The organism is Desulfitobacterium hafniense DCB-2 (assembly GCF_000021925.1).
Taxonomy (GTDB): domain Bacteria; phylum Bacillota; class Desulfitobacteriia; order Desulfitobacteriales; family Desulfitobacteriaceae; genus Desulfitobacterium; species Desulfitobacterium hafniense.
In genome coordinates this window covers 4,928,943-4,942,027 of record NC_011830.1, presented here as the reverse complement: position 1 = coordinate 4,942,027, position 13,085 = coordinate 4,928,943, and the positions used below count along the sequence as shown (strand labels likewise).

Annotated in this window: 9 protein-coding genes; 5 read left to right on the top strand and 4 right to left on the bottom strand. The window is 46.5% G+C overall.

Features of this window, described 5'->3' with window-relative positions; all coding sequences use genetic code 11:
* Positions 1-52: 52 nt before the first annotated feature.
* The 5 genes from DHAF_RS23140 (at position 53) to DHAF_RS23120 (ending at position 6,645) form a co-directional block, all read left to right on the top strand.
* Complete coding sequence (locus tag DHAF_RS23140; protein WP_011462089.1) at positions 53-805, top strand: GntR family transcriptional regulator; 753 nt, start codon at positions 53-55, stop codon at positions 803-805.
* A gap of 294 nt (positions 806-1,099) precedes the next feature.
* Positions 1,100-2,845: a sulfoacetaldehyde acetyltransferase gene (gene xsc / locus DHAF_RS23135; RefSeq protein ID WP_015945362.1), complete on the top strand. Its 1,746-nt coding sequence runs from the start codon at positions 1,100-1,102 to the stop codon at positions 2,843-2,845.
* Between the two features lie 293 nt (positions 2,846-3,138).
* A complete protein-coding gene (locus DHAF_RS23130; protein WP_015945361.1) occupies positions 3,139-4,203 on the top strand; it encodes a TRAP transporter substrate-binding protein in 1,065 nt (354 codons plus the stop codon).
* A gap of 126 nt (positions 4,204-4,329) precedes the next feature.
* The gene (locus tag DHAF_RS23125; RefSeq protein WP_015945360.1) at positions 4,330-6,204 is read left to right on the top strand and encodes a TRAP transporter large permease; all 1,875 of its coding nucleotides are present in this window, start codon (positions 4,330-4,332) and stop codon (positions 6,202-6,204) included.
* A gap of 24 nt (positions 6,205-6,228) precedes the next feature.
* Complete coding sequence (locus DHAF_RS23120) at positions 6,229-6,645, top strand: GlcG/HbpS family heme-binding protein (protein WP_015945359.1); 417 nt, start codon at positions 6,229-6,231, stop codon at positions 6,643-6,645.
* Positions 6,646-6,651: 6 nt separating this feature from the next.
* Here the strand turns inward: DHAF_RS23120 and DHAF_RS23115 are convergent, their stop codons facing one another.
* From DHAF_RS23115 to DHAF_RS23100, 4 genes are all read right to left on the bottom strand, one after another.
* A complete protein-coding gene (locus DHAF_RS23115) occupies positions 6,652-8,418 on the bottom strand; it encodes an ABC transporter ATP-binding protein (protein WP_015945358.1) in 1,767 nt (588 codons plus the stop codon).
* A 12-nt stretch (positions 8,419-8,430) separates the two neighbouring features.
* Positions 8,431-10,173: an ABC transporter ATP-binding protein gene (locus DHAF_RS23110; protein ID WP_005815946.1), complete on the bottom strand. Its 1,743-nt coding sequence runs from the start codon at positions 10,171-10,173 to the stop codon at positions 8,431-8,433.
* 100 nt (positions 10,174-10,273) lie between these two features.
* Positions 10,274-10,894, bottom strand: coding sequence for a TetR/AcrR family transcriptional regulator (locus tag DHAF_RS23105; protein ID WP_005815945.1), 621 nt, complete (start codon positions 10,892-10,894; stop codon positions 10,274-10,276).
* 151 nt (positions 10,895-11,045) lie between these two features.
* On the bottom strand, positions 11,046-12,872 hold the full coding sequence (locus tag DHAF_RS23100; protein ID WP_015945357.1) for an APC family permease: 1,827 nt from the start codon (positions 12,870-12,872) through the stop codon (positions 11,046-11,048).
* Between the last annotated feature and the right edge of the window lie 213 nt (positions 12,873-13,085).

The window sequence follows — 13,085 nt, the reverse complement described above, 5'->3', positions numbered from 1 at the left end:
TTTAAAAAATCGAAGATGAATTACATCATTATAAGTTGGCGGTGATGAATTAATGAAATTAGATCCCTATAGCCCTGTTCCCTTACATGCACAGCTTACGGAATACATTAAAAACGAAATATTAAAAGGCAACTATACGGGAAAAATTCCTAGTGAGCGCGAGCTTATAGAGGAATTTAATGTAAGTCGGACCACAGTGCGCGAATCAATTTCGACCTTAGTTCGTGATGATTTTCTTGAAAAAAGACATGGGAGAGGGACCTTTGTTAATTTACGGCCTGTTCATGAAATGTGGCATGGTAATTTAAAATCTTATACCGAAAACATAGAAGCAGCTGGAATGAAACCTGGCGCAAAATTGCTCTTTTCAGGGATAAGAAATAAACCGGAAACAATAGCCAGAAAGTTTAACAATGAATCATTTTATTTCATTGAACGCCTTCGCTATGCTAATGATAACATTATGGCTATTGAACGAAAGTTTTTTGATCTGGAAATTGGTAAAAAGTTAGCGGAATTTGATCTTGATCAAGCTAATATTTATGAAATTTTAGAGAATTCCCTGGGTGTTACTCTTTGTGAAGCAGAGGAGACCATTACCAGTCAAGTTCCCAGCTTAGAAGATGCCAAGTTACTAGGTATAAGTAAATCTTCAAGTGTGCTTGTCACTGAACGATCCACTTACAGCCCCGAGAAAAAGCTGATTGAAGTTGTCAATACCACTTTTCGTGCTGATAAATACGCGATTACAATAAAAATGAAACGTAATAATAGTCGCAGTAAAACGATTTCTGTAGAAGATTAGTACAGCCTGCGGATAGCTCCTTTACCATATTTAGGGATTTATTTCCGGGAGAATTTAAACTCTAAAAGCTTGAACCCCTTGTATTTGCAAGGTGTTTAAGCTTTTTTTCTACCTTTGGCCGCGGCGGAAATCCAATGAGAAAATAAGGCCGGGTTTAATAATAAAAAAATCAGAAAACTCTATTGACACATAACAAAGAGTAATAGTAAACTATGTGTAGAATAACTGGTAATTACGTCATTACGTGACGACGTGATTAAGAATTTCTTACTATTCAAGGAGGAAGCCAAAAAAATGTCAAAAATAAAAATGACACCTAGCGAGGCAATTTGTGAAACATTAGTAGCAGAGGGTATTACACACGTTTCCGGTATTGTAGGGTCCGCTTTTATGGATCTCATAGACTTATTTCCAACAGCAGGTATTGAGTTCATATCTGTACGCCATGAACAATCTGCGGGTCATATGGAAGATGCCTTCTGTAGAGTGACAGGAAAAGCCGGCGTTATTATCGGCCAAAACGGCCCTGGCATCACAAATATGGTAACCTCCGTAGCTGCTGCAAATTCTGCCCACACCCCCATGGTTATCATTTGTCCGTCAGCAGGCACACCCACAGTAGGGTGGGATGGTTTCCAGGAAGCAGATACAGTGCAGATTTTTAAAGCGATTACCAAAGCGGCAATCCAAGTTCCTCATCCTTCCAGAGCTGCAGATTGCCTGCGTACCGCATTCCGCATTGCTTACGCAGAGCGTGGTCCCGTTCTCTATGATATTCCCAGAGACTATTTCTACGGCGAAGTCGAAGAGCAAATTCTCGAACCCCATCAATACAGAGTTAGTCAACGTGGTTGTGGCGATCTGGCATCTCTGGACAAAGCAGCGGAATTACTCTTTTCTGCAGAACGCCCTGTAATCATCTCCGGTCGTGGCGTTGTTGACACGCAGGCCAGAGATATAGTTGCTGGAATCGCCGGACTTTTAACAGCACCCGTTGCATGTACCTATTTGCACAATGATGCTTTCCCTGCCGATCATCCCCTTTGGGTTGGCCCTATCGGTTACATGGGATCAAAAGCGGCCATGCATAGCCTGGCCGAAGCAGATGTTATTCTCGCCCTTGGCACCAGGCTTTCCGTATTTGGTACTCTGCCCCAATATGATATTAACTACTTCCCGGAAAACGCCAAGATCATTCAGGTAGATATTAATCCTCGCCATATTGCCCGAACCCACCCCGTGGAAATAGGGATTATTGCCGATGCCAAAGAGGCTGCGAAAGAGATTCTTAAACGGCTGGAAGCAAAAATTCCCGCACCTGAAGTCAACAAAGGACGCTTAGCTACAATCAAAGCACGGCAAAAGGATTGGGAGGATGAGATTGTAAGTTTGGCAATGGTTGACGGCGATCCTATCAATCCGCGCCGCGGCCTTTATGAAGTTCAAAAGGCACTCCCTGAAAACGCTATTGTAGCAACCGATATCGGTAACGTATCTTCCACTGCTAACAGCTATCTGAAATTTACCGGTAAAGGAATGCATATTGCGGCATTAACTTTTGGTAACACCGGTTTTGCCTATCCTGCAGCCCTTGGTGCCCAACTGGCTGATCGCAATGCACCTGTAGTCGCCATCATAGGGGATGGAGCCTGGGGAATGAGTCTTCATGAAGTCAGCACGGCTGTTGAACAAAACCTGCCCGTTGTAGCCATTGTCTTCCGCAACGGTGGTTGGTGTGCGGAGAAGAAGAATCAAGTGGACTTCTATAATAATCGTTTTGTTGGCGCAGATATTCCCAATCCGGAAAGTTTCGTACCTGTTGCCATAGCCATGGGAGCAGAAGGGGTCAGGATTGAGAAAGCCGAAGAAGTCGGCCCGGCACTGGCAAGAGCCTTGGCAGCACGTAAGCCAACCGTCCTGGAGATAGTGTGCGACGGAACTCAATTAGCCCCACCCTTTAGAAAAGATGCACTAAAACTTCCTGTACGTTTATTGCCAAAATATCAAAAACTTGATTATCGGAATTGGGATAAAAACTAAGAAAGAAAAAGGTCCTGCTTTAAATGTTAATTTGAAGGTGCCTGTCAAGGGAGGGCGTTAGCCGGGATGAAGTTCCTGCCCTTGACAGGCTGATATCGCCCCAGCTCTTATAGCCATGCAGGGTCTGGTTGCTCAGAGATACCTGCTCAGGTAGAATAGTAACGGTCATTGCGATAGAGGGAACCTTCACTAAGTAAATCCAAAAATGAAATGGGGAGGAGTTGATGCAAAACATAATAAGTGAAAGTCTTATTAAGGACATAACAGCAAGTGCAAATTAAGGAGGGACTATAATGCAAAAAGGTATATTTTTAAGGAAACTGTTAGTTGTCTCATTAGTTGCCGGACTTTCTTTAGTTGGTTGTGGCGCTAAAGCGTCCAGTGATAGTGCAGGAGCCGGAACCGAGCAGAAAGCCATGAAGATGCGTTTGACACAAACCAAATCGGATAATCATCCTGTGTCCCAGGGGTATGTTAAATTTGCGGAATTGGTTAAGGAAAAAACGAATGGACAAATTGTAGTTGACGTATTTAATAATGGTGTTCTTGGCAATGACCGCGAAGGGGTCGAAGCCGCCCAGCAAGGAACAATAGAATTTGGGGGTTCATCCACCCCGAACATGTCGAGCTTTACCAATATTTTTACAGCTTGGGATCTGCCCTATATTTTCCAAACAAAAGAAGATGTTTACAAAGTTGTCGATGGCGAGCCGGGTCAATTGGCATCTCAGGAACTGGAAAAGTCCGGTTTTAAGGTGGTAATGTACCCGGATTACGGATTCCGTCAATTTGTTAATAATGAAAAAGAAATTAAATTACCCGCAGATATGAAAGGTCTTAAAGTAAGAACCACCAACTCACCGGTTGAACAGGCCGACTTTAAGGTATGGGGTGCTAATCCTACTCCTATAGGCTGGACTGAAGTATATACCGCACTTCAGCAAAAAACCGTTGACGGCGAAGGGAATTCCTATGGTTTACTTTGGGAGACAAAGCACCAGGAAGTTTTGAAATTTGCTACCGAAATAAATTATAACTATAGTTCCGACATTCTGGTCATGAACAAAAAGATTTTCGACGGCTTAAGCCCTGAATTGCAAAAGGCGATATTAGATGCAGGAAAAGAAGCGGTTCAATGGCAAAGAGAGCTTGCCAATACGAAAGAAGAAGAAGCCAAAGAGAATTTCAAAAACTTTGGTATAAAAATTTATGAACCTACCCCTGATGAGATGAAGCAATGGAAGGGGAGCGTTAAACCGGTCTGGGATGAGTTTATCGTCAAAGGTAAAGCGGATCCGGAATATGTTGACCTTATTCTAAAAACAATCGGCAAAACAAAGGAAGAAGTTTTTCAATAAAATGTCATAATGGCTTGAATTCAATGGAGGATCCCTTCTACCTTTATTAATGAAGGAATCCTCCAAAATGATCTCCAAATACTGTATTGCTCTTCAGTGGAATGATAAATGGAGGACTGTATCATTATGATCAAAGAAGAAGCACAACAAAGAAAAACCTTTTCGGGACTTTTAAGGGTACTTGATCAAAGGTTTGAAGAAGTTGCAATAGTGGCCGGTTTTCTATTCTTTACAATTTTAATAACCTTACAGGTCATCAACCGTTATGTATTGACATTTGCCGATATTGCCAACATTAATGTATGGTCGGAAGAGTTAGCTAGATATGTTTTTATTTGGGTTTCATATATTGGGGCGGCTCTGGTTATAAAAAAACGAGCCAATATCAATGTGGACGCCGTTACCAGGATTTTACCTGTTTCTTTTAGTAAAGTCTTGAATTTGGTCAGTTCATTATTAACCTTCGTTTTGTTTTACATTCTGATTAAAGGCGGAATAGCCACTATAACTATGCAGGTTACCAATCATCAGGTTACTCCGGCAATGGGAATCCCTATGTACATACCATATTTAGCCGTTCCTTTGGGAATCAGTCTGATGTTCTTCAGAACACTGCAAAACATTATTGCAGACATCAAAGAAATGAGCTTTCAATCGATTGTGCTGGGCATAGCAATTACCATTATACTGTTTTTACCCATTTTGCTGGTTGATAATATTAACGCTACTCTTTTGTTATTTGCTTATTTTATATTATTGATAATAATGGGCGTACCCATTGCCTTTAGTTTGGGAATTGCTACTTTGGTTACAACAATAAACTCTCAAGCTATACCTTTGGATTATTTTTCTCAGGCAGCGTTTAACGGCATTGATAGCTTTCCCATTATGGCCATACCATTTTTTGTAGCTGCGGGAGTCATCATGGGAAGCGGAGGCTTATTAAGAAGGCTGTTAAATCTGGGCAATGAATTAGTAGGCTTCTTCCCGGGCGGATTAGCTTTAGTGACGGTTATTACCTGCATGTTCTTTGCCGCAATAAGCGGTTCCGGGCCGGCGACGGTTGCTGCAGTGGGAACTATGATGATACCTGAAATGAAAAGGCAGGGATATAGCGTTGCTTTCAGTGCGGCAATAGTAGCAGCTGCCGGCTCAATTGGTGTCATTATTCCACCTAGTAATCCTTTTGTTATTTATGGAGTTGTTGGCCAAGAATCGGTTGGAAAACTGTTTATTGCAGGTATTATTCCTGGAGTCCTAATTGGTATAATTTTAATGATTCTGGCTTATAGTACCTCAAAGAAAAATGGTTGGAAAGGCAATAAAGATCGAATAGATATAATTGCAGTACTTCGAGCCGCATGGGATGCCAAATTGGCTTTAGTCGTACCTGTTATTATTTTGGGCGGTATTTATGGCGGATATATGACTCCTACGGAAGCAGCAGCCATTTCTGTAACTTACGGTTTGCTCATTGGACTGTTTGTTTACCGTGATTTAAAATTCAAGGATATGTACAATTGTCTGGTCGAGTCAGGTTCCACCACCGCGGTGATCATTATTCTTATGGCTATGGCGACAATCTTTGGCAGATTCATTACTATAGAGCGAGTCGCTGAGACAGTGGCAGCTTTTGTATTGGGTATCAGTACGAATAAAGTTATTGTATTGTTGTTGATCAATATATTTCTTCTTTTTGTAGGAATGGTTATGGAGGCACTTGCGGCAATCATCATTTTAACCCCTATTTTACTGCCAATGGTCTCACAGCTGGGTGTGGATCCTATACAATTTGGCGTTATCATGGTCGTCAATTTAGCGATTGGTTTCATAACACCACCAGTCGGAGTTAATTTGTTCGTTGCTTCCGGAATATCAAAAGTAAGAATAGAAGAAATCACCCGCCCAGCTATCCCGCTTATCCTGGGTATGATATTTATCCTTTTACTGGTTACCTATATACCAGAGATTTCCTTATGGCTTCCTTCATTAATGCGTTAAAGAGTGCAAGAAGGGGGTATAGATTTGAAACAGGTTTTATCCATGGACAGTATAAACATCCTGACTTCCCGGATAGTGGAAATGGCTTTATCAGATGGCAAACCTCCTGTAAGCATGGCTGTTTGCGATAACCATGGTTTCTTGATGTATTTCTTAAGGATGGATGGCGCACCTATACGCAGTATTGAGTTAGCAAAGAATAAAGCCTATACGGCCTCCAGAATGGGAACGACAACGGAAGCTTTCCATAAACGTCTTTCCGAAGAACAACTGAATATTAATTATTTTTGTGATTCATGTCTTACGGCTATGCCAGGGGGTACTCCCGTTGTCTTAAATAATGGATTAATCGGAGCAGTAGGGATTAGCGGACGGTGTCCGAAGAACGATCAGGAATTAGCAGACAAAGCAGTTACCCTCATCCTTCAGAAATTAGAATAAATGCTTTCAGACACCTTGAACATCCATTTCAAGTCCCTTCCGGCCCAGCTTCCAACCCACGGCTGCGGCCCGCATGCCGATAAAGTCGGCATACAGCCCGCCCTCGGCCATAAGCTGTTCATGGCCGCCCCGCTGGACGATCCTGCCCTGATCCAGCACCAGAATCTGCTGAGCATTGCGCACGGTTTTCAGCCGGTGGGCGATCATAATGATGGTCTTGTTTTTGGTCATTTCGGCGATAGCCTCCTGCAACCGGCTTTCATTTTCCGGATCCACATTGGCGGTGGCTTCATCGAGAATGACGATGGGGGCATCCTTTAAAATGGCCCGGGCGATGGAAATCCGTTGACGCTCCCCTCCCGAAAGGGTGGCGCCCCCCTCACCGACCATCGTGTCGTATCCCTCCGGCAGCATCATAATAAAGTCGTCGCAGCGGGCTCTTTTGGCCGCTTCCCGCACCTCCTCCAGAGTCGCGTCAGGCTTTCCGAAACGGATATTGTTAAGAATAGTGTCATTGAACAAATAGACCTTTTGAAAGACCATGCTGAAATTGGCCAGCAGACTATCCAGGCTATAATCCCGCACATCCCTGCCGCCCAAAGTGATGGAACCGCTGTCCACATCCCAGAAGCGGGTGATCAGATGGCATAAGGTGGTTTTTCCTCCTCCTGAAGGACCGATGATCGCCGTGGTGGTTCCGGCAGGAATGCGGAAAGAGACATCATCCAGGATTTTTTTCTTGTCATAGGAGAAGCTGACATTGCGGCCCTCAATAGCATAACTCTGAGGGTGGATAGCCTTGCCCAGCTCATCCATCACCGGAGTATGATGAATTTCCTCCACCCGGTCGATGGATATGTCGATAGCGCGCAGCAAAGCGGACATGCTGCCGGCTGTTTCCAGCTGACTGTAGATAATAAAGGCGGAGATCAGCATCAGCAGGCAGGTGGTGAGGTTCATGCTGCCGGTCAGGTAAAAAGCGATGGCAGCGATTACCACCAGAATACTGAATAATTTAAGGATCAGGCTTTGCAGGAACATATAAGGAATGAAGGCGATCTCCAGACCCACATTATTTTTTTCGCATTCGTCGATGGCCTGATCAAGGGTATGGCCGGCTGCCTGGGCCAGATTGAAAGCCCGCACCACACTGATACCCTGCACATATTCCAGTACTGCACCCACCAGGGCAGACTGGGCCGCTACCCGGGCCGGGGAAATGGTCCGGGATTTTTTCTGCATCAGTCCATTGGCCCCCATGAACACCAGGATGCCGGCCAGGATGATCAGACCGATGCGCCAATCGAAAAAGAGCAGCATCAGAGTGATGATGGCGGCATGGACATAGCCGTGAATGATCTTATCCATGACTCGGGGGGCGATATCCTGTACGTCCTCCATGGTGTTGGTAACGGCGGCGGTAATGGCTCCCAGACTATGGTCATTAAAATAGCCCATAGGCATGTATTTCAGGCGATCGCCGATTTCCGTCCGTTTGTCGGCGCACATCATGAAGCTGCCCTCGGCTTGGGCCATGGTGGCCCGCTGCCGGGTAAGAATAGCCCCCAGCATACTGAGGAACATGATCGCGAAGGAGGTCCAGGCTGTTCCGGCGGTCATCGTTCCCTCCACGATCCCTTGCAAGACCACCGCCAGGGCCAGAATCTGCAGGGCCTGGAAGATGGAATTGATCAGGGCCAGGGCAATGCCTTTTTGCATCAGTTTCCCGCGCTTGCCGGCAAAGGCAAAAAATTTACGAATCGTTCCAATCATTTTATTTCCTCCTTACGCAGCGTCCTTAGCATTGATGTGGGCCCGCCAGAGCTCCTGATATAATGGGCTGCTTTCCAGCAGTTGCTCATGGGTGCCCAGGGCAGCTACCCGGCCCTTCTCAATCAGGGCAATCTGATCGGAATCCGTGATGGTGGAGAGCCGGTGAGCGATGACGATGAGGGTTTTGCCCGCCACCAGCTTGGCCACGGCATCCTGGATGACAGATTCGTTTTCCGGGTCGGTATAGGCTGTGGCTTCATCCAGAATAACGATGGGGGCATTTTTGAGCATGGCCCGGGCGATGGTGATCCGCTGGCGTTCACCCCCGGAGAGATGTCCACCGGCCCCGCCGGCCACAGTGTCGTATCCGTCGGCCAAACCCATAATAAAGTCGTGGCAGCCGGCAGCCTTAGCCGCCTCCCGCACCTCCTCATCACTGGCGGCTGGGCGGCCAAGGCGGATGTTTTCCAGGATGCTCTGATCAAAGAGGAAATTATCCTGGGCTACATAAGCGATCTTATCCATAAGCTGAGGGGCGGGAATGTTCCTGACATCCACGCCGCCGATAGAGAGGGTTCCGTCCTTGACATCCCAGAAAGAGGCGATGAGCTTGGCGATGGTGGATTTGCCGCTGCCGGAAGGTCCCACCAGAGCGGTTACGGACCCGGCGGGAATGGCCAGATCAACCCCATGCAGGATCTCCGTTTCCCCATAACCGAAAGTAACGCCCTTGAGTGCGATGTCCGTACCGTCCAGCCGGGCAAGAACCGTTGGCCGCACTTGCTCCCCTTCATCGAGGATGTCGCCGATTTCCCCGATAATAACCTTGATTTTGGCAAGATCGTCGGTGTAATACATCGCGGAAAGCAGCGGTGCCATGATGCCCAGGGCCAGAATCATGATCGTGATGAAATCGGCTCCGGACAGAGAGCCGTTCATGTAAAAAACACAGCCCAAAGGCAGGACCCCGATGAGCACGGCGGGCCAAATGCCGATGCCCATGGAAAAGTACAGCTGCACATCCCGCATCCAATCCAGCCCATAGGTAGCATTCTTATGGACCGCATCGGCGAATTTCTTATAGGAAGTGGCCGATTGCCCGAAAGCTTTGATCACTTCAATGCCGTTGATATACTCCACAGCCGTGGCGTTCATATGCCGGCCCACACCAACATACTCCCCAAAGCGCTTTTCATAGTCTTTCATCATGCCCATATAGCAGACTGCGCCAATGGGCAGAGTGATCAGAGAGATCAGGGCCATGCGCCAGTCCAGGACGAACAGGTAACCCACAATAGCCAGGGGGACCAGCAGATTGGAGGTCATTTCCGGCAGCACATGGGCCAGAGTCGGTTCAATACTGTCCACTTTTTCCACCATACTGTTTTTGAACTTTCCTGAGGGAGTATCCAGGACATAGCCCATGGGAACCCGGGTCAGCTTTTGAGCGATCCGCCGCCGCACTTCAGAAATCACCGCAAAAGTAGCCTTGTGGGATAAACTCGTGGAGAGGTTATGAAACACAGCCTTGCCCAGAAAACCGGCGGCCGCCACGGCGCACCAGCCTAAATACCAATTAAAATCACTCCCTCCTTCAATCAGTCCCCAAATCATTTGGGATACCGCAAAATAGGGGATCATGCTGCAAGCGACCCCCAGTATGGCCAGCAGCACCGACAGGACGTACTCTTTCCTGTGGGGACCCGCGTACTCCTTGAGGCGGGCCACTGCTCCCGGTGTGTTAGTTTGATCCATGGTAATCTCCTCCTCTTTAAATAATAGTCAGCTTGTTTAAGTTAAAGTTAGCTCCTGCTAACTTATAGGCAAAAAATTTTTGGGGCGAGTGCCCTGTGCACTAGACAAGCCCCAAAAGGTTTTTCCAACCGGCGCTGAAAAAATCAGTAAGACGTTCGATATATTCCCGGGCCTCTTCTTTAGGCATATCATGGGCGACAACTTCAAAAAAACCGGTCAGATAAGCGCTGGCCAGCATATGATTGAGATCATCCGGGATATGGGTAACCCGCCGCCCCATGTTCTCCATGCAGGAAAGAAAGATAGTGGAGCTCTCCACCTCCACTTCAGCCAGACGATGGACATAATTTTCATAAGATGTCCCTTCAGCATGGCAGATAAGCAGTTTAAAGGCATCATAATGCTCATAAACGTAATTAAAGCACTTCCATATCCTCGGCTCGATCTGCTGAGTCATCTCCGCAAGCTGCTGCTCCGGCGGCAGCGCTTCGAACTCCTGATGAGCGCGCAGGTAGATAGTATAGAGGGTTTCCGCCTCTTCCCGGACCAGCGCCTCAAACAAAGCGTCTTTATCGGCGTAATATCCATATAAGGCGCCGGTGGTTACGCCGCAGGCCTTGGCGATGGAGCGCAGGGAAGAGTTCTGAAAGCCCAGGCGCAGAAATTCCTCTTGGGCGGCCTGCAGAATCCGCTGCTGAGTAGTCTGTTCCTTGTCAACCATGCCCTAACCCTCCAATTCCCTTGTCGAATTAATATAACATCGTTATATAACGATGTTATATTAACATTTACTCACCAGGAAGTCAACGGATTTCGCCGACAAGTTTTGTTCTTACGGTTTGAGTTTTGCGCTTGCTTTTTGGGATTGGTGCTTACTTTTTGAGATGATAAGGCACCGTTGTCACAACCACATTTCTTCTATGGAGCAAAGCCGTGCGGATCAATAAGCTGGATTGATTGTGAAGAATATGATGCCAGCCTTTTTTAGGGATGAATTCCGGGATGAGAACAGTAATCTGATAATTGGCTTCCGCCGTCCGCCGTTCAACGGAATCGATAAACTTGGTCAGTGGCTGAATAATGCTCCTGCGCAGGGAATAGAGAGTGACCAGGCGAACGCCGGTCTGCCAGTTTTCCCATTTCTCTTCCAGTTTGGTTTGGTCCTCTTTATTAAACGAGACATGGACGGCGATAATCTGCTGTGGGGATAAAGATTGAGCATAGTTGAGGGAGTTCTCCACAACCCGGGTGATCCCGGCAATGGGGATGATGATAATATTTCCCTGAACCGGCAGCGCCTTTTCCCAGGCCGAAACGCGCAGCTCTTCCGCTATTGCATCATAATGCCTGCGGATTTTTCTGAACATAGAAATCATCAGGGGAATGAAGATGATAATGGGCCAAATCTGCGAAAATTTTGTTAAAAAGAAAATCAAAGTCACACTGAAACAGATGAGAGCGCCTGTGGCATTGATCAGCAGCTTGGGCAGCCAACCTTTCGGCCTTTCTCTAAACCATTTCACGATCATGCCGGTCTGGGACAAAGTAAAAGGAATGAAGACACCGACTGCGTAAAGCGGGATGAGCTGCTCAGTGCGTCCTTTAAAGGCAATGATCAGAAGAATGGATAAGAAACCGAGGCTTATGATGCCGTTGGAATAACCCAGGCGGTCGCCACGCATGGTGAATATTCTGGGGATAAACTTATCTTTGGCAAGATTAACCGCCAAAAGGGGAAAGGCCGAGTAACCGGTGTTGGCGGCCAGAATCAGGATAAGGGCGGTTGTTCCTTGAATAAAATAATAGAGGTAATTGCGCCCGAAGACATCTTCAGCGATCTGAGAGACCACAGTGACCTCTTCACTGGGAGCAATTCCATAGAAATACCCTAAGAGCACAATGCCGGAAAAGAGGATTCCCAGCAAACCCCCCATGGCCATCAGGGTTTTGGCGGCATTGCTCGGGGCGGGTTCCTTAAAATTCGGTATGGCATTGGAGATGGCCTCCACTCCCGTTAAGGCCGAACTTCCTGAGGCGAAGGCTTTCATCAACAAAAAAAGGCTTAATCCTGCGACAGGTGTACCGATAGGTGCAGACAATACAGGTGAGACCTGGCCCGTCAAAATCTTGTATCCCCCTGCTCCGATCAAGATCAATAAGGCAACGACAAATAAATAGACTGGATAAGCCAATATAGAAGCAGATTCTGTTACCCCTCTTAAATTAAGAATCGTAAGGAGAACAACAAAGAGAATGGCGATAGTCACATGATGGGCGTGCAGGGCAGGAAAGGCGGAAGTCAGGGCGTCTGTGCCTGCGGAGACACTGACAGCCACTGTTAAAATATAGTCGACCAATAAAGAGCCGCCCGCTATTAATCCCGGAGTAACCCCCAAATTATTTTTAGAAACCATATAAGCTCCGCCGCCGTGAGGATAGGCGAAAATAATTTGCCGGTAAGATAGGATCAAAGCCACTAAAAGGATTAAAACCCCCACGGCAAGAGGAAGAGAATACCAAAAGGCAGCTGCGCCCACTGCAGCCAGAACAATCAGGATTTGCTCCGGACCATAAGCCACTGAGGATAAAGCATCTGAGGACAGAATGGCCAAAGCTTTCTTTTTATTAAGCTTTTGCTCTCCCAGCTCTGTTGATTTTAAAGGACGTCCGATTAAGAAACGCTTGAGGGAAGAGATCATTGTTTATGCCAGCTCCTTTTATCGTTAAAGCAACAACTTCGCCTCTATTTATAGCACCGATCATATAAAGAGAGGATTAAGGTTTTTAGCCGGCCCATAAAGATTTCATAAAGATTTTGCGGAAGATCTCATAAGAAACGGCTGAAACCCCAATTATTCTTTAAGCAAAGAATAATTATAGATTTCAGCCGTTCAAGGCGGGTTATAAATGTT

What these genes read in the sequence shown, in the direction of transcription:
- DHAF_RS23140 (WP_011462089.1), top strand. Translation starts at nt 53, where the DNA reads ATGAAATTAGATCCCTATAGCCCTGTTCCCTTACATGCACAGCTTACG.
- xsc (WP_015945362.1), top strand. Translation starts at nt 1,100, where the DNA reads ATGTCAAAAATAAAAATGACACCTAGCGAGGCAATTTGTGAAACATTA.
- DHAF_RS23130 (WP_015945361.1), top strand. Translation starts at nt 3,139, where the DNA reads ATGCAAAAAGGTATATTTTTAAGGAAACTGTTAGTTGTCTCATTAGTT.
- DHAF_RS23125 (WP_015945360.1), top strand. Translation starts at nt 4,330, where the DNA reads ATGATCAAAGAAGAAGCACAACAAAGAAAAACCTTTTCGGGACTTTTA.
- DHAF_RS23115 (WP_015945358.1), bottom strand. Translation starts at nt 8,418, where the DNA reads ATGATTGGAACGATTCGTAAATTTTTTGCCTTTGCCGGCAAGCGCGGG.
- DHAF_RS23110 (WP_005815946.1), bottom strand. Translation starts at nt 10,173, where the DNA reads ATGGATCAAACTAACACACCGGGAGCAGTGGCCCGCCTCAAGGAGTAC.
- DHAF_RS23105 (WP_005815945.1), bottom strand. Translation starts at nt 10,894, where the DNA reads ATGGTTGACAAGGAACAGACTACTCAGCAGCGGATTCTGCAGGCCGCC.
- DHAF_RS23100 (WP_015945357.1), bottom strand. Translation starts at nt 12,872, where the DNA reads ATGATCTCTTCCCTCAAGCGTTTCTTAATCGGACGTCCTTTAAAATCA.